This window comes from Pseudomonas sp. LS1212 (assembly GCF_024741815.1).
Lineage (GTDB): Bacteria > Pseudomonadota > Gammaproteobacteria > Pseudomonadales > Pseudomonadaceae > Aquipseudomonas.
The window spans coordinates 21,810-40,347 of sequence record NZ_CP102951.1 but is presented as its reverse complement, the minus strand read 5'-3'; the positions used below and the strand labels follow the sequence as shown (position 1 = coordinate 40,347).

The 18,538-nt window shown below is 60.7% G+C and carries 22 protein-coding genes and 1 pseudogene; 13 read left to right on the top strand and 10 right to left on the bottom strand.

What is annotated here, in order from left to right; genetic code table 11:
• Nucleotides 1-13 precede the first annotated feature (13 nt).
• A complete protein-coding gene (locus tag NVV94_RS00215) occupies nt 14-562 on the top strand; it encodes a gamma carbonic anhydrase family protein (protein ID WP_258445280.1) in 549 nt (182 codons plus the stop codon).
• Between the two features lie 29 nt (nt 563-591).
• A complete protein-coding gene (locus NVV94_RS00210) occupies nt 592-1,242 on the top strand; it encodes an HAD family hydrolase (protein WP_258445279.1) in 651 nt (216 codons plus the stop codon).
• A 42-nt stretch (nt 1,243-1,284) separates the two neighbouring features.
• Here the strand turns inward: NVV94_RS00210 and NVV94_RS00205 are convergent, their stop codons facing one another.
• A complete protein-coding gene (locus tag NVV94_RS00205) occupies nt 1,285-2,391 on the bottom strand; it encodes an aminopeptidase (protein ID WP_408733440.1) in 1,107 nt (368 codons plus the stop codon).
• A gap of 66 nt (nt 2,392-2,457) precedes the next feature.
• Here NVV94_RS00205 and NVV94_RS00200 point away from each other — a divergent pair, with 66 nt between their 5' ends.
• Complete coding sequence (locus NVV94_RS00200) at nt 2,458-2,874, top strand: hypothetical protein (RefSeq protein WP_258445278.1); 417 nt, start codon at nt 2,458-2,460, stop codon at nt 2,872-2,874.
• 51 nt (nt 2,875-2,925) lie between these two features.
• Nucleotides 2,926-3,333, top strand: coding sequence for a hypothetical protein (locus NVV94_RS00195; protein ID WP_258445277.1), 408 nt, complete (start codon nt 2,926-2,928; stop codon nt 3,331-3,333).
• Nucleotides 3,334-3,346: 13 nt separating this feature from the next.
• Here the strand turns inward: NVV94_RS00195 and NVV94_RS00190 are convergent, their stop codons facing one another.
• On the bottom strand, nt 3,347-3,580 hold the full coding sequence (locus NVV94_RS00190; protein ID WP_258445276.1) for a DUF1161 domain-containing protein: 234 nt from the start codon (nt 3,578-3,580) through the stop codon (nt 3,347-3,349).
• A 141-nt stretch (nt 3,581-3,721) separates the two neighbouring features.
• A pseudogene (locus NVV94_RS00185) lies at nt 3,722-3,808 on the bottom strand (OsmC family peroxiredoxin); the annotation flags it as partial.
• Nucleotides 3,809-4,023: 215 nt separating this feature from the next.
• Between NVV94_RS00185 and NVV94_RS00180 the strand changes: the two are divergent.
• Nucleotides 4,024-5,025, top strand: a complete 1,002-nt coding sequence (locus NVV94_RS00180; protein WP_258445275.1) for an LLM class flavin-dependent oxidoreductase — start codon at nt 4,024-4,026, stop codon at nt 5,023-5,025.
• Nucleotides 5,026-5,069: 44 nt separating this feature from the next.
• Here NVV94_RS00180 and NVV94_RS00175 read toward each other — a convergent pair whose 3' ends face one another.
• The gene (locus tag NVV94_RS00175; protein WP_258445274.1) at nt 5,070-5,291 is read right to left on the bottom strand and encodes a DUF1161 domain-containing protein; all 222 of its coding nucleotides are present in this window, start codon (nt 5,289-5,291) and stop codon (nt 5,070-5,072) included.
• A gap of 118 nt (nt 5,292-5,409) precedes the next feature.
• Entirely contained in the window at nt 5,410-5,625 is a 216-nt protein-coding gene (locus NVV94_RS00170; protein ID WP_258445273.1) for a dodecin, read from the bottom strand.
• 155 nt (nt 5,626-5,780) lie between these two features.
• Between NVV94_RS00170 and NVV94_RS00165 the strand changes: the two genes are divergently transcribed.
• On the top strand, nt 5,781-6,104 hold the full coding sequence (locus NVV94_RS00165) for a YqjD family protein (RefSeq protein ID WP_258445272.1): 324 nt from the start codon (nt 5,781-5,783) through the stop codon (nt 6,102-6,104).
• On the opposite strand, the gene NVV94_RS00160 is transcribed toward NVV94_RS00165, so the two are convergent.
• Nucleotides 6,101-6,997: a LysR family transcriptional regulator gene (locus tag NVV94_RS00160; RefSeq protein WP_258445271.1), complete on the bottom strand. Its 897-nt coding sequence runs from the start codon at nt 6,995-6,997 to the stop codon at nt 6,101-6,103. The genes NVV94_RS00165 and NVV94_RS00160 overlap by 4 nt on opposite strands.
• A gap of 113 nt (nt 6,998-7,110) precedes the next feature.
• Between NVV94_RS00160 and trpB the strand changes: the two genes are divergently transcribed.
• Nucleotides 7,111-8,337 (top strand): tryptophan synthase subunit beta, encoded by a 1,227-nt coding sequence (gene trpB, locus NVV94_RS00155; RefSeq protein ID WP_258445270.1) that lies wholly within the window; start codon nt 7,111-7,113, stop codon nt 8,335-8,337.
• Nucleotides 8,334-9,146, top strand: a complete 813-nt coding sequence (gene trpA / locus NVV94_RS00150) for a tryptophan synthase subunit alpha (protein ID WP_258445269.1) — start codon at nt 8,334-8,336, stop codon at nt 9,144-9,146. The genes trpB and trpA overlap by 4 nt, the downstream gene beginning before the upstream one ends.
• A gap of 196 nt (nt 9,147-9,342) precedes the next feature.
• Here the strand turns inward: trpA and NVV94_RS00145 are convergent, their stop codons facing one another.
• Complete coding sequence (locus NVV94_RS00145) at nt 9,343-9,681, bottom strand: DOPA 4,5-dioxygenase family protein (protein ID WP_258445268.1); 339 nt, start codon at nt 9,679-9,681, stop codon at nt 9,343-9,345.
• A gap of 99 nt (nt 9,682-9,780) precedes the next feature.
• On the opposite strand from NVV94_RS00145, the gene NVV94_RS00140 reads away from it, so the two are divergent.
• A complete protein-coding gene (locus NVV94_RS00140; protein ID WP_258445267.1) occupies nt 9,781-10,398 on the top strand; it encodes an NAD(P)-dependent oxidoreductase in 618 nt (205 codons plus the stop codon).
• 25 nt (nt 10,399-10,423) lie between these two features.
• Here the strand turns inward: NVV94_RS00140 and NVV94_RS00135 are convergent, their stop codons facing one another.
• A complete protein-coding gene (locus NVV94_RS00135) occupies nt 10,424-11,338 on the bottom strand; it encodes a choline sulfate utilization transcriptional regulator (protein WP_258445266.1) in 915 nt (304 codons plus the stop codon).
• 114 nt (nt 11,339-11,452) lie between these two features.
• On the opposite strand from NVV94_RS00135, the gene betC reads away from it, so the two are divergent.
• The 3 genes from betC to NVV94_RS00120 all read left to right on the top strand — a co-directional run bounded on the left by betC (nt 11,453) and on the right by NVV94_RS00120 (nt 15,571).
• The gene (betC, locus tag NVV94_RS00130; protein ID WP_258445265.1) at nt 11,453-12,964 is read left to right on the top strand and encodes a choline-sulfatase; all 1,512 of its coding nucleotides are present in this window, start codon (nt 11,453-11,455) and stop codon (nt 12,962-12,964) included.
• A gap of 20 nt (nt 12,965-12,984) precedes the next feature.
• Nucleotides 12,985-13,905, top strand: coding sequence for a choline ABC transporter substrate-binding protein (gene choX, locus NVV94_RS00125; RefSeq protein WP_258445264.1), 921 nt, complete (start codon nt 12,985-12,987; stop codon nt 13,903-13,905).
• A gap of 97 nt (nt 13,906-14,002) precedes the next feature.
• The gene (locus tag NVV94_RS00120; RefSeq protein ID WP_258445263.1) at nt 14,003-15,571 is read left to right on the top strand and encodes a SulP family inorganic anion transporter; all 1,569 of its coding nucleotides are present in this window, start codon (nt 14,003-14,005) and stop codon (nt 15,569-15,571) included.
• Here the strand turns inward: NVV94_RS00120 and aroE are convergent.
• Both aroE and hemF read right to left on the bottom strand, forming a co-directional pair.
• A complete protein-coding gene (gene aroE, locus NVV94_RS00115; protein WP_258445262.1) occupies nt 15,568-16,392 on the bottom strand; it encodes a shikimate dehydrogenase in 825 nt (274 codons plus the stop codon). The genes NVV94_RS00120 and aroE overlap by 4 nt on opposite strands.
• A gap of 43 nt (nt 16,393-16,435) precedes the next feature.
• Nucleotides 16,436-17,362, bottom strand: a complete 927-nt coding sequence (hemF, locus tag NVV94_RS00110; RefSeq protein ID WP_258445261.1) for an oxygen-dependent coproporphyrinogen oxidase — start codon at nt 17,360-17,362, stop codon at nt 16,436-16,438.
• A gap of 167 nt (nt 17,363-17,529) precedes the next feature.
• On the opposite strand from hemF, the gene NVV94_RS00105 reads away from it, so the two are divergent.
• Nucleotides 17,530-18,507, top strand: coding sequence for an NADPH:quinone reductase (locus tag NVV94_RS00105; RefSeq protein WP_258445260.1), 978 nt, complete (start codon nt 17,530-17,532; stop codon nt 18,505-18,507).
• Nucleotides 18,508-18,538: the final 31 nt, after the last annotated feature.

Genomic DNA, 18,538 nt, shown 5'->3' with positions numbered 1-18,538 from the left:
GAAGGAATCAATCATGGCCATTCGCACTTTCCAGAACCACACGCCGTCATTGGGCGAACGGGCCTTTGTCGACCGCTCGGCAGTGGTGATAGGCGACGTCGAGATCGGTGCCGACAGTTCGGTCTGGCCGCTGACCGTCATTCGCGGGGACATGCACCGTATCCGTATCGGCGCCCGCACCAGCGTGCAGGATGGCAGCGTCCTGCACATCACCCACGCCGGGCCCTTCAACCCCGACGGCTTTCCGTTGCTGATCGGCAACGACGTGACCATCGGCCACAAGGTGATGCTGCATGGCTGCACCGTTGGCAATCGGATCCTGATCGGCATGGGCAGCACGATCATGGACGGGGCCGTGGTCGAAGACGAAGTGATCATCGGCGCAGGCAGCCTGGTGCCGCCGGGCAAGCGTCTGGATAGCGGTTTCCTGTATGTGGGCAGCCCGGTCAAGCAGGCGCGGGCACTGACGGAAAAGGAACGCGCATTCTTCCCCTACAGCGCCGCCAACTACGTGAAACTCAAGGACCAGCACCTGGCGCAAGGCTACGACCTGGCCGAATGAGTTATCCACAGACCATTTTCGGGATTTCCATGCACTATCAAAATATTCTGTTCGACCTGGACGGCACCCTGACCGATCCGCGAGAAGGTATCACCCGCTCGATCCAGTACGCCTTGGCCAAGCTGGGCATCGACGAGCCGGACCTTGGCAAACTCGAGCACTTCATCGGCCCGCCGTTGTTGCAGGCATTCATGCAGTTCTACGGCTTCGATGAGGCCAAGGCATGGGAGGCGGTGAATCATTACCGCGACCGCTTCAAAGTCACCGGGTTGTATGAAAACGAGGTCTTCGAAGGCGTTATCGAACTGCTGGAAACCCTCGAAGGGCAGGGCCGTCATCTGTACATCGCGACCTCCAAGCCCTGGGAGTTCGCCCGGGAAATCGCCCGTCACTTCAACTTCGCAAGACACTTCAAGGTGATCTACGGCAGTGAGCTGGACGGTACGCGCACCAACAAGGTCGAACTGATCAGGCATCTACTCGCCGAAGAGGGCCTGGACCCCACTCAAACCTTGATGATCGGCGATCGCAAGCACGACCTGATCGGCGCAAGGAGCAATGGGCTTGATTGCGTAGCGGTGGGGTATGGCTTTGGCAGCCATGATGAGTTGACGGCGCAAGAGCCGACTTATCACTTCGATACGCTGGCGCAATTGCATGAGGCGTTCTTGCGCACCTGATTGCATTTGCAGCCGCCGCAGGCTGCGCGAAGAAGTTCACGATCACTGCGTGATCGGGCGCAGCATGACGGCAGCCGCTACAAGAGCAGTCTTGCGCTCTTGCCGGGACAGATCACCCAGCCGCTCCACCTCCCGGTAGAATGCCAGCCAGTTCCCACCCACCTGCTGGAAGATCGCAGCAAAGGCCGGCACCCACTGGTCATACAGCCCGAAGGGCAGCAGTTTGGCGTTGTTCATGGGTGTATTGATCCAGCCATCGTATCGTCCCACGCCATCCCATTGGCTGTCGCGCAGCTCCCGATAGTCACGGCGCAAGCGCTCGAATTCGGCGCTTTTGGCGACCCGCATGGCATTCGCCGCCAGCGGCTGGGCATAGAGCGCTTTCAAGCGTCTATGGCTGTCCAGGACCAACCGGGTGAATTGATCGCGCTGGCGCGTCAGCTTCGCATCGGTTGGCGGCAGGCCGCGCGCCGCACGCCATTGGCGGGTACCTTCCTGTTCGACGAAGGTGGCGAAGGACTCGTTGAATTCAGTGTCATCCTTCACATAGATCCGTTGATGCGCCAACTCGTGAAAAATCAGCGTCGCCAGGCGCTCATCGCCCCAGCCGAGCATGGAACTGAGAATCGGATCATTGAACCAACCCAGGGTCGAATAGGCTTCGACACCACCGATATAGACATCCAGGCCTTGCTGCTTCTGCAATGCAGCCGCACCGCGTGCAGCACTCTGGCTGTAATAGCCGCGATAGGCCACGCAGCCTGCGATAGGGAAACAGTGCGTCTGCGGTTCCAGCGAAAACTCGGGCGTGGCAAACACATTCCACACCACGAAAGGGCGGCCGATGTCCGCGTACAGGCGGTAACTCTGGTTATCGGGCAACTGCAAGTGCTCGCTGGCAAAGGCTCTGGCCTGCTGGGAACGGGCCAGTTGCTTGCGCAGTGTCGGCGATCTGGACGAATCGGCTACGACCCTGGAGACAGGCTCCCGAGCCTGAAGCAAGCGTAATTGCCCACTGGCCAATTGGCTGTAGTAACTGACGCTGGAACAACCGTTGAGCAGCAAAATTACCAGCAAGGGAACCAAGCGGTAACAATAGCGGTCGAGTGCCCCATGGCTTGAGCGCATCAGAATAAAGAACCCAGTCATTGCGTCAGTTGTCCCGCTCAAGTGCCCGTCCGACTCAAGACTATCCTGCCTGCCCGGAGTTTTGCCATGCGTGCGATGTTACTTGTCAGCAGTCTTGTAGCCTTGACCGGCTGTGCCGGCTTCCTGCCCAAGCCCGACCCCAACCAAGCCTGGGTGGATCTTGCCGCCGACCAGGACAGTTCCTTGCATGCCGTGCAGGTCGATGACCGCGACTGGACCGACAAGCGTTTTTTCCAGGTCCAGCCCGGCAGCCATGAATTGACCGTGCGCTACCAGTTTCCGGTGCAACCGACCAATATCGGCCCACAAGCGGAGCCGCTGTGGCGCGACTGCCAGCTGAATGTGCAATACAAGGATTTCAATGCCGGCCAACACTATCAGCTGGAAGCTGGAAGTATCGGTTTCAGGCCCTGGGCCAAGCTGTATGACCAGCAGCGCAATGTCGTTGGCAAGGGCAAGCCGGCCGGATGCCAGCGCACCTGAAACCCATAATGGCGCTATGCTTACAGTCTGTAGGCAGTTGTGGAGCACAGCATGCGCCAGCCCTTGATTATGCTGACCCTGAGTACGCTCGGGGCCTGCGCCAGCCCACTTCCACCGGTTGACCCGCAGCAGGCCTGGGTCGATATGTTCACGATTACCGGGAAATTGGTCATGGCAGACCGCCTCGATGGCAAACGCCTGAACGATGGACGCTATTTCCAGGTGCCTCCAGGCCAACACGAGCTGATCGTGCGCTTCGATTTCGAGGTTCCCTCCGGAGCGTTCAACACCGACCCGGTGGAACGAACCTGCTACCTGACGGTACGCTATGACTCATTCCAGGCAGGCCAGCGCTATCGCCTGGAAGCGCGCGCAATTGCCATGCAGCCCAATGCCTGGCTGTACGATTCCGAGCGACGAGTGGTTGCCGAAGAACGGAATGTACGCTGCCTGATTTGATGTCGATCGGACTTTAGCGGTCGTTCTTCTGGTAGATGATCTTTTTGGTACCGCCATCGCAGGTACCGACCACCATGTTCTGGTCGTGGACTTCGCTATTGGGGACGATTTCCAAGGTATAGGAGGTAACACCCTGCGCCTGGATCTTGACCTCGATCTCAGCCTTCAGCTCTTCACAAGGCTTAGGTTTGGCCAGAACAGTGGTTGCCAACAGAGTGCCCAGTACAGCGATTGCGATACGAATCATGGTTTTCCCTCGATACGGCAGTTGACCTGCCAACTCCTGTTCTACCACCAAATGCCGACTCGAATTCTGACCCGGCGCAACCTTGCGCACGCCCCTTCACAGGCGAAACGACCCGCACCTGCCAGCGCGGGCCTGCTCCGTTCATTCGATCAGCGTGGCGTCCAGACTGATCGTAGCATTAAGCACCTTGGAGACCGGGCATCCGGTCTTGGCCTTGTTGGCCAGCTCCTTGAATTGCTCCCTCCTTAGGTTCGAACGCGACGTGTTCGCGCCATGCCTTAAGTTCAGAGGCCGCACCTGCGGGCAAGTTCACCTTGTTCGTCGACTGCCATTGAATCTGCCACATCTGCCCATACACACAAGTAAAGGGCGGGATGGGGGTGACGCGTGGATTTCATACACCCAGCCTGCGCGAATGACTGCCCAGGAGATGTAGACGGTTTATGAAACGACTTGCGGACATCAAGATTTCCACCCTCGACCTGGTCCCCGTACGCCAGGATCGCGGCCCTGCAGAATCGCTGCGCAACTCACTGGACCTTGCACAACATGTAGAGAAATTCGGCTATAACCGCTTCTGGGTTGCCGAACACCACAACATGGATGGCATCGCCAGCTCCGCCACTGCGGTGTTGTTGAGTTATCTGGCCGGCGGCACCTCTACCATTCGAGTCGGCTCCGGCGGCGTGATGCTCCCCAACCACGCGCCCCTGGTGATTGCCGAACAGTTCGGCACCCTGGCCAGCCTATATCCCGGTCGGATCGACCTGGGCCTGGGCCGTGCGCCGGGTTCCGACCAGATGACCGCCCGCGCCCTGCGCCGCGAACGCTCCGGCAGCGCGGACGACTTCCCGGAAGATGTCGCGGAGCTGATGCGCTACCTGGGGCCACGTACGCCTGATCAAAAAGTGATCGCCGTACCTGGCTTTGGCACCGAAGTGCCGGTCTGGCTGCTCGGCTCGAGTTTGTTCAGCGCCCAACTGGCGGGTGAACGTGGTTTGCCCTACGCCTTCGCTTCGCACTTCGCACCGCGCTACATGCATGAAGCCATACGGGTGTATCGCAACCACTTTCGACCTTCCGCGGTGCTCGACAAGCCCTATGTGATGCTTGGCGTGCCGTTGGTGGCAGCCGATACCGACGAACAGGCCGATTACCTGGCGACTTCGGTCTATCAACGGATACTGGCATTGATGCGCGGGCAGAGCCTGATGCAGCGGCCCCCGGTGAACACCATGGACGGGCTCTGGCTACCTCATGAGAAAGAAGCCGTGGCCAGCTTTCTGGGCCTGGCCATGGTCGGCAGCCCGGAGAAAATCCGCGCCAGGCTGGAGGTATTGATCGAGCAGACCCAAGCCGATGAACTGATCTTCACCTGCGATCTGTACGAACATGCGGATCGGGTCCGGTCGTACGAGCTTCTGGCGCAAACCGTACTCGGCTGATCCCACTGCTCTCGTTCCACTCTGCGCGGGAACGAGAGCAAGAGTTAGCGTTTGTAGACGATTTCCTTGGAGCCGCTTTCACATGTGCCAACGACCTTGCCATCTGCGGCAGTCCCTTTATCGACAATCTCCAGCGTATAGCCGGACACGCCCTTGGCATCCAGTTTCGCGGCGATTTCCGCCTTGAGCTCTTCGCAAGGTTTACCCGCTGCCAGAGCCGTTCCCGCAAGACTCAATAAACCTATTGCCAACAAAAACTTCTTCATCGGTCACATTCCCTGGTCTGATTAAAAAGAAAAGGGCGCCGACCTGCCTGTCAGCGCACCCGGATTGTGTACCGCAATCCCTGGCAAACAACCAGAGGCACTTGTTGCTGGCCGTTTGTCAGCTATTGGCGATTCGGAAGCCGACTTTCAGCGTCACCTGGAAATGCGCAGCCTGGCCATTTGTGATATGGCCGCGCGTATCGACGACTTCGAACCATTCAAGGTGCTTGATGCTCTTGCCGGCCTCGGCCAGTGCATTGTTGATCGCCTCTTCGATACTGGTCGGTGACGAGCCAACCAGTTCGACTTTCTTGTAGGTGTGATGGTCAGTCATGATGGTCCTCCTGAAGGTGTGAAATTGAGCCTAGCAGCGATCCGACCATTTACCTGTGTGGGCAGATCTGCCAGAAAAATTCAGGCCCATCGCACTTTCACCCACCCGCGGAGTCGGAAACTACACACGCCACTCATCACTGCAGGAGAGTCAACATGGCCAACGCCTCGTTACGTAAAGCCTCATTGCAACGCATGGAAGCGGAGATCGTGAGTCTGCTCAAATCGCTGGAAAGCCTGAAGGAGGACTCTTCGGACGAATCGCGCAGAACGCTGAAGGCGCTCAAGAGCAATGCCGAAAACGCACTCCGCCATTCCCGCCATCTGCTCAGCGATGTGTATGAAGAAGTCAAAGTGAAAACCCGCGAAACCGGGGCCGCCACCCGTGATTATGCGCAGGAACACCCCTGGACCACAGCGGGAGTTGCCGTCGGTGCGCTGGGACTGCTGGCGGCCTATTGGCTGTCCAGAAGGGATTAATCTGCCTGGCGCATCAGCTCAGCCCTGAGCCACTGCGCCAACTGCTCGGCGCGCCCATCGGCGGCGCGCTTGGGCACCCATAACACCAGCTGTGCCGGAGTCTCGCAAAACCCCCAGGGTGCCGCCAGGCGACCAGCCCGGACGTCATCGGCAACCAGGGGTTCCGGGGCAATGGCAATGCCCAGGCCGGCCACTGCCGCTTCCAGCAAGTAATACAAATGCTCGAAATCCTGACCGTAACTCAGTGCATCGGCTGCAATACCGTTCTGCCGTGCCCAAGTGGGCCAGGCTTGGGGCCGCGAGGTCGTCTGCAGCAGGGTTTCGCCGAGCAGCGCTCGGGCAGGGGCCTGCTGTAGTTGGGCAAAACGGGCGAAATGCGGGCTGAGCACCGGCCCGATCCTTTCACTGGCCAGGACATGCACCTGCATGTCCGCCGGCCACGGCGGCTCGGCAAACACCAGCAAGGCATCCAGGCCCGGGCGACGCGGATCAAGGTCGCCTTCGCCCGCGGACAAGTGCAGACGAAGATCCGGCAGCTCAGCCTTCAATCGCCCAAGGCGTGGAATGAACCAGCGCGCCAGCAAGCTTCCCGAGCAACCGAGAACAAAAGGCGCATCGGCACTGCCTTGGCTCAACTCGCTACAGACAGTGCGCAGGCGCTCGAAGGCCTCGCTGCTGGCATCGCGCAGGCGGATGCCGGCATCTGTGAGTTTCAGGCCGCGTCCATCCTTGACGAACAGAGCAACCCCCAGATGCTCTTCGAGCACCTTGAGCTGCCGACTGACCGCTCCATGAGTGACATGCAGATGCTCGGCCGCCTGGCTGACGCTGTTCAGCCGGGCAGTCGCTTCAAATGCCCGCAGGGCATTCAACGGTGGAAGATCACGGCTCATGGTACGTGTGAGTTTTCCTGACAGGTTGCAGCGATCTTATCGGTTTTCATCGTCGTCTGTCGTGAGTAAAGTAGGGTCATTGCCAGCCCCATTCAATTCACCTGGAGCGTCACATGACCCAGACCAACTTCCGCAGCGGCCCTGATGCCAATGGCCTGTTTGGCGCATTCGGCGGCCGCTACGTGGCTGAAACCCTGATGCCGCTGGTGCTCGATCTGGCCCGTGAATACGAAGCCGCCAAGGCCGACCCGGAATTCCTCGAGCAACTGGCCTACTTCCAGCGCGACTACATCGGTCGCCCGAACCCCTTGTATTTCGCCGAGCGCCTGACCGAGCACTGTGGCGGAGCGAAGATCTACTTCAAGCGCGAAGAACTGAACCACACCGGCGCGCACAAGGTGAACAACTGCATCGGTCAGGTCCTGCTGGCCAAGCGCATGGGCAAAAAGCGTCTGATCGCTGAAACCGGCGCAGGCATGCACGGCGTGGCCACCGCCACCGTTGCAGCCCGCTTCGGCCTGCCTTGTGTCATCTACATGGGCGCCACTGACATCGAACGCCAGCAAGCCAACGTGTTTCGCATGAAGCTGCTGGGTGCCGAGATCGTTCCTGTGACTGCCGGCACCGGCACTCTCAAGGACGCCATGAACGAAGCGCTGCGCGACTGGGTCACCAACGTCGAAGACACTTTCTACCTGATCGGTACTGTGGCCGGCCCGCATCCGTATCCGGCAATGGTTCGCGACTTCCAGTCGATCATTGGCAAGGAAACCAAAGAACAGCTGCACGCCAAGGAAGGTCGCCTGCCGGACAGCCTGGTCGCTTGCGTTGGCGGGGGTTCCAATGCCATGGGCCTGTTCCACCCGTTCCTCGATGACCTGAGCGTGGAAATCATCGGTGTTGAAGCGGGCGGCCATGGCGTCGATACCGACAAGCATGCCGCGAGCCTGACCGGCGGCATACCTGGCGTATTGCACGGCAACCGTACCTACCTGCTGCAGGACAGTGACGGCCAGATCGCCGATGCCCACTCGATTTCCGCCGGCCTGGACTACCCTGGCATCGGCCCGGAACACGCGTGGTTGCATGAGATGAAACGCGTCAAATACGTCAGCATCAACGACGATGAAGCCCTGGCTGCGTTCCACACCACCTGCCGCCTGGAAGGCATCATTCCTGCGCTGGAAACCGCCCATGCCCTGGCCGAAGCGATCAAGCGCGCACCCACGCTGCCCAAGGATCACCTGATGGTGGTGTGTCTTTCCGGCCGTGGCGACAAAGATATGCAAACCGTAATGAGCCATATGGCCGCCGCTGACAATCAGGAGAAGCTGGCATGAGCCGTCTTGAACAACGTTTCGCCGAGTTGAAAGCCGAAGGTCGAGCGGCACTGGTCACCTTCGTCACCGCCGGCGACCCTGGCTACGACGCGTCTCTGGCCATCCTCAAGGGGCTGCCGGCAGCCGGTGCCGACGTGATCGAGCTGGGCATGCCCTTCACCGATCCGATGGCCGATGGCGTGGCCATTCAGTTAGCGACCCTGCGCGCCCTGCATGCCGGGCAGACACTGGCAAAAACCCTGCAAATGGTCCGCGAATTCCGTGTCGACAACACCACCACGCCGATCGTGCTGATGGGTTATTACAACCCGATCCACCGCTTTGGCGTCGAGGCATTCGTTGCCCAGGCCCAGGAAGCGGGCGTTGATGGCTTGATCATCGTCGACCTGCCGCCCGAGCATGATGCCGAACTGGCAAGCCCGGCTCAGGCAGCCGGAATCGACTTCATTCGTTTGACCACGCCGACGACCGATGACGTGCGTCTGCCGCGCGTGCTGGAGCGCAGCTCGGGTTTCGTCTACTACGTTTCGGTTGCAGGTGTGACCGGTGCCGGTTCCGCGACCACCGAGCATGTCAGCAGTGCCATCGAACGCCTGCGCCGTCACACCGACCTGCCGATCAGCGTCGGCTTCGGCATCCGCACACCCGAGCAGGCTGCGGCCATCGCTCGCCTGGCAGACGGGGTGGTGGTTGGTTCGGCTCTGGTCGACAGGATCGCCCACGCCACTACTCGGGAGCAGGCTGTCAATGATGTGCTGGAGCTGTGCTCGGCCCTGGCCGATGGTGTGCACAAGGCACGCCTGAACTGACATTTTGGCATCCTGCGACCGCTTCGCGCTCGAGCGGCGCAGCGGCGCACCGAGCCTTCGGCAGCGGCTACAAGTGTCCGGCATCACACCGTCGATGTAGCCGCTGCCGCCAGGCTGCGCTCGAGCGCGAAGCGGTCGCAGGGTCTCGAGATCGCCAGGGGTCTTGCGGCCCAGCTGGGCACCACTGCGGTAGCGACTACAGACTTTGCGTGAAGATCGACAGGTCCAACGGCCGCACCGCCCCCATCCAAATGGCATGATCGCGATGATCGGCCAGCTCGTCACCGGTCAACGGGTGCAGGAAAATCACCAACCCGTTGCGGTACAACGCCAGCCATGGCAGCACCACGCCTACTACTTCCGGCCCGAACGACAACTGGCAACTCCAGTCCGGATGCGGCCCCACCGGCTTCTGGTGAATCCGCCCCATGGTTACCGGAAACAGCCGCGAGGCCTCTTCACACAATTGGCGCGCCTGCTCGAGGGTGTTTTCGTCGAAATACACATGGGCGTGATAGCCCTTGATCCTTTGCACAATGGCTCCTGAAAATCATGCTCGCCGTAGCGTGGCACCGAACCCTATTATTAAGTTAAAGGTCATATCCACACCAGAGTGACATCAAGGAGCTGCGCCATGAAAAACGCCGAAACTCCAGTAATGAAGCTGGTGATCTATGGCGCCCCCAGCAGCCTGGGCAGCGCTTTGATGGCCGAACTGCTGCGGCGCCAGCATGAAGTCATCGCCATTCTCGACGACCTCAATGCCCTGACCTCGCGCCCCGGTCTGCGCACCAAGACTGGCGGGCTGCACGATGCCGAACAGGTCAAGCAAAGTGTTGCGGGCTGCTCGGCGGTGATCTGCCTGCTGGACGCCCTGGCACCCGACGATAGCCAGGCGCAACTCAACATGACCCGAACGTTGATCAATGGCATGCAGCTCACGAACATACACCGCCTGCTGTTGATCGGCGATTTTGCCGTGCTTGATTCAGCCACTGATCAACAGGCCGAGCAGCTTCGTGCCGCCGAGCAAATTGTCGACCTGCTGCAACGCAGCCAATTGCGATGGACCCTGATCAATGCCCCGAAAGGTGTTGTCGGGCTGACCATCGAACATTTCAGCCAGGTCAGCCACAGTCTCGAACCGGGATTGGCCGAACCGCTCACCCGGCTATCGCGAGTGGCGGCGGGGCTGGCTGATGAGCTGATGCTGAATTTGCATATCAGTGAGCATGTAAATTTCGTGTGCTGAGAAATGCAAGGGCGTACGGCGAGCATCAACGCCCTATTGTGTTCTGCTCTTGCATCAACCAATCGACAAACCGCTGAATCAATGGCCCCCGGCGCTTGCGCTGGGGCAGCACCACGTAATAACCCCGCGAGGAAGTTGCCGACCCGGCAATGGGGCGGCATAGCAGGCCCTGGTCGAGCAGGGCGTCGATCAAATGCCGCCAGCCAATGGCTACGCCCTGGCCGGCGATCGCGGCCTGGATCAGGAGGGTGTAGTTATCGAAGCGCAGTTGTCCCGGTGCCGGCGGCGTGTGGATGTCCAGGGCGCGAAACACGCCACTCCAGTCGAACCAGTGGCTGCTGGTTTCGCCACGCAGGTGCAACAGCGGCCATTCCAGCAGCGCCTGGGCGGGGAGCGGTGTGGCGCGGCCTTCAAGGAGTTTCGGGCTGCACACCGGGAAGACTTCCTCGCTGAACAACCAATGGCTTTCGCCTTGCTTGAAGCGTCCGTCGCTAAACAGCACCGCTACGTCGATATCGGTGCGCAGCATGGCGTGGCTGCGTTCGCTGGTCACCAGGCTGACGTCCACTTGAGGGTTGGCCTGGTGGAAGCGGTGCAGGCGCGGCATCAACCAATAGGCGGCAAAGGCAAAATCGGTCGCCACCTGCAACACCTCGTGTTGCTGCTGTGCGGTGATGGCGGCGAGGCCGTTGTCGATGCTTTCCAGGCCCATATGGACTTGCTCGAACAATAAGGTGCCGGCCTCGGTCAGCTCGATACCGCGATAGATACGATCGAACAAGCGCGTTGCCAGCTGCTCCTCCAGGCGCTTGATCTGCTGGCTGACGGCGGGCTGCGTAGTGCCCAGCTCGATGGCTGCCGCGGTAAAGCTGCGCTGGCGCGCCGCGGCTTCGAAGGCTCGCAGCAGGTCCAGAGAGAGTTCTCCAAGACTTTCAAACATAAGCAGGGCTTATCCTAGTCATTGCAGGTCATGGGCTTTACCCCACATACAGGCGATCGCATTCTGGACACAAGCAATTTCGCATAACTGACCACTATGGAATGCCGTGATCCCATGAAGCGCAAGAACATTCTTTTCATCATGGCCGATCAGATGGCCGCGCCGCTGTTGCCTTTCTATGCGCCATCACCGATCAAGCTGCCAAACCTGAGCCGGCTTGCCGCAACCGGGGTCGTGTTCGAGGCCGCCTACTGCAACAGCCCACTGTGTGCACCTTCGCGCTTCACGCTGGTGAGCGGCCAGCTGCCAAGCAAGATCGGTGCTTACGACAACGCTGCCGATTTTCCCGCCGATGTGCCGACCTATGCCCATTACCTGCGGCGCCTGGGATATCGCACTGCGTTATCAGGGAAGATGCACTTCTGTGGGCCGGATCAGTTGCATGGTTATGAGGAACGCCTGACCAGCGACATTTATCCGGCCGATTATGGCTGGGCGGTGAACTGGGATGAGCCGGATGTACGCCCAAGCTGGTACCACAACATGTCCTCGGTTTTGCAGGCCGGGCCTTGTGTGCGCACCAACCAGCTGGACTTCGACGAGGAGGTGGTGTTCAAGGCCCAGCAGTATCTGTTCGATCATGTCCGTGAAGACGGCGATCAGCCGTTCTGCCTGACCGTGTCGATGACCCACCCACACGATCCCTACACCATTCCCAAGCCGTTCTGGGACCTGTACCGCGACGAAGACATCCCCCTGCCACAGAACCCGCTGGCCCAGGCCGAGCAGGATCCGCACTCGCAGAGGTTGCTCAAGGTGTATGACCTGTGGGACAAGCCCCTGCCTGTGGATAAGATCCGCGATGCCCGTCGCGCCTACTTCGGCGCCTGTAGCTACATCGACAGCAATGTCGGCAAGCTGCTGCAGACGCTGGAAGAGACGGGACTGGCCGACGACACCCTGATCGTCTTCTCCGGCGACCACGGGGACATGCTCGGCGAACGCGGGCTCTGGTACAAAATGCACTGGTTCGAAATGTCGGCCCGGGTACCCCTGCTGATCTGCGATCCGAAACAATTCGCCGCTGCAAGGGTGAGCGCCGCGGTGTCGACCTGCGACCTGCTGCCGACCCTGGTCGAGTTGGCGGGCGGCAAGCTGGACCCGGACCTGCCGCTGGACGGCAGATCCCTGCTCCCGCATCTGCAAGGCGAGGGCGGCCATGATGAAGTGTTCGGCGAATACATGGCCGAAGGCACGGTCGGCCCGCTGATGATGATTCGCCGTGGCGCCTACAAGTTCATCTACAGCGAAGACGATCCCTGCCTGCTCTTCGACCTGAGCAATGATCCACAGGAGCGCGAAGACCTGAGCCAATCTCCGGCACAACGGGCGCTGTTCGAGTCCTTTGTTGCCCAGGCACGGGCCAAATGGGACATACCGGCAATCCATCAACAGGTGCTGGCAAGCCAGCGCAGACGACGCTTCGTCGCCCAGGCGTTGAGCCTCGGCAAGCTGAAGAGCTGGGACCACCAGCCGCTGGTAGATGCCAGTCAGCAATATATGCGCAACCATATCGATCTCGACGATCTGGAGCGCAAGGCACGTTATCCACAACCCTGCCAATAACCATAAGCCGAGGGGAAGTCATGAGAACGTTATCCACAGTCGTCACCGCAATGGTCCTGGTATCAGCCAGTTTGCAAGCCTGGGCCGAACAGAGCTGCAGTACGGTGAAAATGGCCGATCCGGGCTGGAGCGACATCGCCGCGACCAACGCCATTACTCGCGTTCTGCTCGAAGGCATGGGCTACAAGGCAAAAATCGATACGCTGGCCGTACCGATCACCTACGGCGGCCTCAAGGACGGCTTGGTGGATGTATTCATGGGCAACTGGATGCCGGCCCAACAAGGCTTCTACGACAAGTTCGTGGCCAACGGCGATGTGGTCCAGTTGAGCAAAAACCTCGAAGGCACCGAGTTCACCCTGGCCGTGCCCGACTATGTCTGGGACGCCGGCGTGCGTGATTTTGCCGACCTCAACAAATTCGCCGACAAGTTCGACCAGAAGCTGTATGGCATCGGTTCCGGCGCCCCGGCGAACCTGTCGCTGCAGGAGATCATCAAGAAAAACGACTTCGACCTGGGCCAGTGGAAACTGGTCGAGTCCAGCGAGCAGGCGATGCTTTCCGAAGTCACCCGCGCCGTTAAGCGCGAGCGCTTCATCACCTTTTTGGGCTGGACGCCTCACCCGATGAACGTGCAGCTGAAAATGCACTATCTGAAGGGCGGCGAAGCCTATTTCGGCTCCACGGGCAGCGTTTACACCCTGACCCGCAAGGGCTACGCAGAGGCCTGTCCGAATGTGGGCAAACTGTTGCGCAACCTGACCTTCACCCAGGAGATGGAGAACAGCATCATGGCCGAGGTGGCCAACAAGAAAGTCAGCAATGCCGATGCTGCCAAAGCCTGGATCAAGGCCAACCCGGCGGTACTGGAGGCCTGGCTGGACGGGGTCAAGACCCTGGACGGCAAGGATGCGCTGGCAGAGGTCAAGACCCGGCTGTAACCGGCCAGCGCCCCCCCATGCCTGACGTGGTGCGGCTTGCACATGTCTGCGCGACACCGCACCCTAACGGCTTTGCGTACTGATGACCGAGAAATCCATGGGTTGGCCCACTCGCCGCACACTATTGCCCTTCCTGACCTGGCTGCCCAGGCAGACCCGCGCCAGCGTCGGTCGTGACCTGCTGGTGGGGTTGAGCGGGGCAATCCTGGCCCTGCCACAATCCATCGCCTATGCCCTGATTGCCGGCCTGCCACCGGAGTATGGTCTCTATGCGGCGATCATCCCGGTGATGATCGCTTGCTTGTGGGGCTCGTCCTGGCACCTGATCTGCGGCCCGACGGCGGCTATCTCCATTGTGCTCTATACCAGCGTCAGCCCCCTGGCCGTGCCCGGCAGTGACGATTACATCATGCTTATCCTGTTGCTGACGTTCATCGCCGGGGTATTCCAATGGCTACTGGGGATACTGCGTTTCGGCGCCCTGGTGAACTTCGTCTCGCACTCGGTGGTGCTTGGCTTCACGCTTGGGGCAGCGGTGGTGATTGCATTGGGGCAATTGCCCAACCTGCTCGGGCTCGATCTGCCCAACCAGGCCACCGCACTCAAGAGCCTGGTGGCCCTGGTCGAGCACGTCGGTGCGGTTGATTACCCGTCACTGATACTGGGGCTGGCGACGTTGGCCGGCGGGCTGGTCCTCAAGCTTTTGGTGCCGCGCTGGCCAGTCCTGTTGATCACCCTGGCCGCCAGCAGCCTGCTGGTGTGGCTATGGCCCGGGGCTTTCGGTCATGTGCAACTGGTCAACGCCTTCGTCGGCAAACTGCCGCCGTTCAGTCCATTGCCGCTGGACCTGGATGCCGTTCTCCGGTTGCTGCCCAGTGCTGTCGCGGTCGGGATGCTGGGGCTGGTGACGAGCTTGTCGATTGCCCGATCCTTGTCCGCGCGCTCCCAGCAACTGATCGACGCAAACCAGGAAGTTCGCGCCCAGGGCCTGTCGAACATGGTCGGGACGCTGTTTTCCGGTTACTTGTCGTCCGGTTCGTTCACCCGTTCGGCCTTGAGTTACGAAGCCGGCGCCTGCTCACCGTTGGCCGGGGTGTTTTCCGCGCTCTGGGTGGCATTGTTCGCCGTGGCCGGTGCGACTTTGATCGCGCATATTCCGATCCCGGCGATGGCCGGCTGCATTCTGTTGATCTGTTGGGGGTTAGTGGATCATCGGGCGATTCGGGCTCTGTTTCGCGTCAGCCGCTCCGAGTTCTTGGTCATGGCCCTGACCTGCGTGGCGACATTGCTGCTGGAATTGCAGACGGCGATCTATGCCGGGGTGTTGGCATCGCTGTTCTTCTACCTCAAGCGCACCTCGCAGCCGAGGGTGCATCAATGGCGCGAAGGCGATGAGGAGATTCTGCGGGTTGGTGGCTCGATTTTCTTTGGTGCCAGTCACTATTTGCAGGTTCGCCTGCAACGCAGCCAAAGCCCCAGGGTCATCATCGACGCCCGGCATATCAACTTTATCGACTATTCCGGCGTTGAAATGCTGCACCAGGAAGCGCGACGCCTGAGCCGCCAGGATCGCAGCCTGACCCTGCGCCGGGCCCGGCCGCAGGTGATCGAGGATTTGTGCAAGCTGGAAGGGGCAGCGCACTGCCCGATCCGCTTCGAGGACTAGCCGGCAGCCAGTTGCCGGCGCAGTTCAGCCAGTACGGGGGCCGTATCAGGGCGCACACCACGCCAGACGAAGAACGCCTCGGCCGCCTGCTCGGCGAGCATGCCGAGACCATCGAGCACGAGCTTGGCACCGTGCTCGGTAGCCCACTTGCAGAACGGCGTTGGCTCCTTGCCGTACATCATGTCGTAGCAGACCGTGTGGCCCGGCTCGATCAGGCTGGCGGCAATCGGCGGAAGGTCACCGGCCAGGCTCGCCGAGGTGGCGTTGATGATCAAGTCCACGGGTTCGGCGAGCCAGCTGAAGCCGCTGGCCGAGACCGGGCCAAGGTCGTCGAACAGCTCGGCCAGCAATTCGGCCTTTTCCACGGTGCGATTGGCAATTACCAGGGAGGCCGGTTTTTCCGCCAGCATCGGCTCCAGCACGCCACGCACGGCGCCACCGGCACCGAGCAGCAGAATCCGTTTGCCAGCCAGGCTTACACCAGCATTGACCACAAGATCGCGCACCAGGCCCGCACCATCGGTGTTGTCACCCTGCAGGCTGCCATCGACGAGCTTGCTCAGGGTGTTCACGGCACCAGCCCGCTGGGCCCGAGCAGTCAGGCTGCTGGCCAGCCGATAAGCCTCTTCCTTGAACGGAACGGTGACGTTGGCCCCCAGGCCTTCCTGGAAAAACGTCCGGGCACACGCCGTGAAATCATCCAGCGGGGCGAGCAGGGCGCTGTATTCCAGTTGCTGCCCGGTTTGTTCCGCGAACAGCCGGTGGATCAACGGTGACTTGCTGTGGCCAATCGGGTTACCAAAAACGACATAACGGTCCATTCAAGCAGTTTCCTTATTGGAAGTTATCCACAGCTCAAGAGACTCAAGCGCGTGCATCCGCCTCGCCGAGCCAGTCACGGTCCTGCAGGAAGTATTCGGTCAAGCGCGCCTCTTCACTGCCCGGCGCGGCTTTCCAATCGTAACCCCAACGAACCTGCGGTGGCAGCGACATCAGGATCGACTCGGTGCGGCCACCGGACTGCAGGCCGAACAGGGTGCCACGGTCGTAGACCAGGTTGAACTCGACGTAGCGACCGCGGCGGAATTCCTGGAACTCACGCTGCTGCTCGGTATAGGCCATCGCCCGGCGCCGCTGCACAATGGGCAGGTAGGCCTCGATATAAGCATCGCCGATGGCCCGCATGAAGGCGAAGCTGGTGTCGAAGTCCCACTCGTTCAGGTCATCGAAGAACAGGCCGCCAATGCCGCGCGGCTCATTGCGATGCTTGATATGAAAGTAACGGTCGCACCAGGCCTTGTAGCGCGGGTAGACATCGGCGCCGAAGGGCGCACATGCCCGCTCGGCGACCCGGTGCCAGTGCACGCAATCTTCTTCGTTGGCGTAATAGGGCGTCAGATCGAAACCGCCACCGAACCACCAGACCGGCTCTTCACCTTCTTTCTCGGCGATGAAGAAGCGCACATTGGCGTGGGATGTCGGTACATGCGGGTTATGCGGGTGAATCACCAGCGACACGCCGAGGGCCTCGAAACCCCGCCCGGCCAACTCCGGCCGATGGGCGCTGGCCGAGGGCGGCAGGCCGGTGCCGAAGACGTGGGAGAAGTTCACGCCACCTTTTTCGATGACCTGGCCATTCTCGATTACTCGGGTACGACCGCCGCCGCCAGCGGGACGGGTCCAGGCATCCTCGACGAACCGGGCAGTGCCGTCTTCATTTTCCAGGGCCGTGCAAATCCGGTCTTGCAGGTCGAGCAGGTAGGCTTTCACGGCCTCGGTGCGGGTAGTCATGACATCACCTTAAAACGGGCAAAGGCCGAGCGGCGCTGGGGATTAACCGAAGGCCGGCGGCAAATTCGGCGCGTAGCATACCACCCACGGGTGGGCTGCCGCAGTTGACGACAGTCAAGCAATGGCGTCCGATAGCAGCTTTCAGGGACGCACAGAGGAGATAGCAGATGGCAAAGCGTATCCAGTTCAGTACCCATGGCGGGCCTGAGGTGCTTGAGTTAGTCGACTTCGAACCGGCCGAACCGGGCCCGCAGCAGGTCCGCGTGCGCAACAAGGCCATTGGCCTGAACTTCATCGACACCTATTTTCGCAGTGGCCTGTATCCAGCCCCGTCCCTGCCTTCAGGCCTGGGTACCGAAGGCGCAGGGGTGGTCGAGGCGGTAGGCAGCGAGGTCACCCGGTTCAAGGTCGGTGATCGCGTGGCCTATGGCAGTGGGCCGCTGGGCGCTTACAGCGAGGTCCATGTACTGCCGGCCAGCAATCTGGTCAAGCTGCCCGAGGCGATCAGCTTCGAGCAGGCGGCAGCCGTCATGCTCAAGGGCATGACGGTCCAATACCTGCTGCGCCAGACCTACGCCGTAAAGGCCGGGGAAACCATACTGTTTCATGCCGCTGCTGGCGGCGTCGGCTCATTGGCCTGCCAGTGGGCCAAGGCGCTTGGGGTGAAGTTGATCGGTACGGTCAGCTCACCCGAGAAGGCGGCGCGGGCAAAGGAACTGGGAGCCTGGGCGACTATCGACTACAGCCGCGAGGATGTGGTCAAGCGCGTTCTGGAACTGACTGATGGCAAGAAATGCCCAGTTGTGTACGACGGCGTAGGGCAGGACACCTGGCTGACCTCTCTGGATTGCGTGGCCCATCGTGGATTACTGGTCAGCTTCGGGAATGCTTCAGGCGCGGTAACCGGGGTGAACCTCGGTATTCTGGCGCAGAAGGGCTCGCTGTATGTCACTCGACCGACGCTGGCTTCCTACGCCAACACCGCCGAGAACACTCAAGCCATGGCCGATGAGCTGTTTTCCATGATTTCCAGCGGCAAGCTGGAGGTGGACATCAGCCAGCGGTATCCGTTGAGCGAGGCGGCCAAGGCCCAGACCGAATTGTCGGCGCGCAGGACCATGGGGTCGACGGTGTTGTTGCCTTAATCGAGGCCGCTTTGCGGCCTATCGCGGGCAA

What these genes read in the sequence shown, in the direction of transcription:
- choX (WP_258445264.1), top strand. Translation starts at nt 12,985, where the DNA reads ATGAGAACGTTATCCACAGTCGTCACCGCAATGGTCCTGGTATCAGCC.
- NVV94_RS00165 (WP_258445272.1), top strand. Translation starts at nt 5,781, where the DNA reads ATGGCCAACGCCTCGTTACGTAAAGCCTCATTGCAACGCATGGAAGCG.
- NVV94_RS00180 (WP_258445275.1), top strand. Translation starts at nt 4,024, where the DNA reads ATGAAACGACTTGCGGACATCAAGATTTCCACCCTCGACCTGGTCCCC.
- hemF (WP_258445261.1), bottom strand. Translation starts at nt 17,362, where the DNA reads ATGACTACCCGCACCGAGGCCGTGAAAGCCTACCTGCTCGACCTGCAA.
- NVV94_RS00210 (WP_258445279.1), top strand. Translation starts at nt 592, where the DNA reads ATGCACTATCAAAATATTCTGTTCGACCTGGACGGCACCCTGACCGAT.
- betC (WP_258445265.1), top strand. Translation starts at nt 11,453, where the DNA reads ATGAAGCGCAAGAACATTCTTTTCATCATGGCCGATCAGATGGCCGCG.
- NVV94_RS00160 (WP_258445271.1), bottom strand. Translation starts at nt 6,997, where the DNA reads ATGAGCCGTGATCTTCCACCGTTGAATGCCCTGCGGGCATTTGAAGCG.
- aroE (WP_258445262.1), bottom strand. Translation starts at nt 16,392, where the DNA reads ATGGACCGTTATGTCGTTTTTGGTAACCCGATTGGCCACAGCAAGTCA.
- NVV94_RS00205 (WP_408733440.1), bottom strand. Translation starts at nt 2,391, where the DNA reads ATGACTGGGTTCTTTATTCTGATGCGCTCAAGCCATGGGGCACTCGAC.
- trpB (WP_258445270.1), top strand. Translation starts at nt 7,111, where the DNA reads ATGACCCAGACCAACTTCCGCAGCGGCCCTGATGCCAATGGCCTGTTT.
- NVV94_RS00215 (WP_258445280.1), top strand. Translation starts at nt 14, where the DNA reads ATGGCCATTCGCACTTTCCAGAACCACACGCCGTCATTGGGCGAACGG.
- NVV94_RS00200 (WP_258445278.1), top strand. Translation starts at nt 2,458, where the DNA reads ATGCGTGCGATGTTACTTGTCAGCAGTCTTGTAGCCTTGACCGGCTGT.
- NVV94_RS00195 (WP_258445277.1), top strand. Translation starts at nt 2,926, where the DNA reads ATGCGCCAGCCCTTGATTATGCTGACCCTGAGTACGCTCGGGGCCTGC.
- NVV94_RS00175 (WP_258445274.1), bottom strand. Translation starts at nt 5,291, where the DNA reads ATGAAGAAGTTTTTGTTGGCAATAGGTTTATTGAGTCTTGCGGGAACG.
- NVV94_RS00135 (WP_258445266.1), bottom strand. Translation starts at nt 11,338, where the DNA reads ATGTTTGAAAGTCTTGGAGAACTCTCTCTGGACCTGCTGCGAGCCTTC.
- NVV94_RS00120 (WP_258445263.1), top strand. Translation starts at nt 14,003, where the DNA reads ATGGGTTGGCCCACTCGCCGCACACTATTGCCCTTCCTGACCTGGCTG.
- trpA (WP_258445269.1), top strand. Translation starts at nt 8,334, where the DNA reads ATGAGCCGTCTTGAACAACGTTTCGCCGAGTTGAAAGCCGAAGGTCGA.
- NVV94_RS00105 (WP_258445260.1), top strand. Translation starts at nt 17,530, where the DNA reads ATGGCAAAGCGTATCCAGTTCAGTACCCATGGCGGGCCTGAGGTGCTT.
- NVV94_RS00190 (WP_258445276.1), bottom strand. Translation starts at nt 3,580, where the DNA reads ATGATTCGTATCGCAATCGCTGTACTGGGCACTCTGTTGGCAACCACT.
- NVV94_RS00170 (WP_258445273.1), bottom strand. Translation starts at nt 5,625, where the DNA reads ATGACTGACCATCACACCTACAAGAAAGTCGAACTGGTTGGCTCGTCA.
- NVV94_RS00140 (WP_258445267.1), top strand. Translation starts at nt 9,781, where the DNA reads ATGAAAAACGCCGAAACTCCAGTAATGAAGCTGGTGATCTATGGCGCC.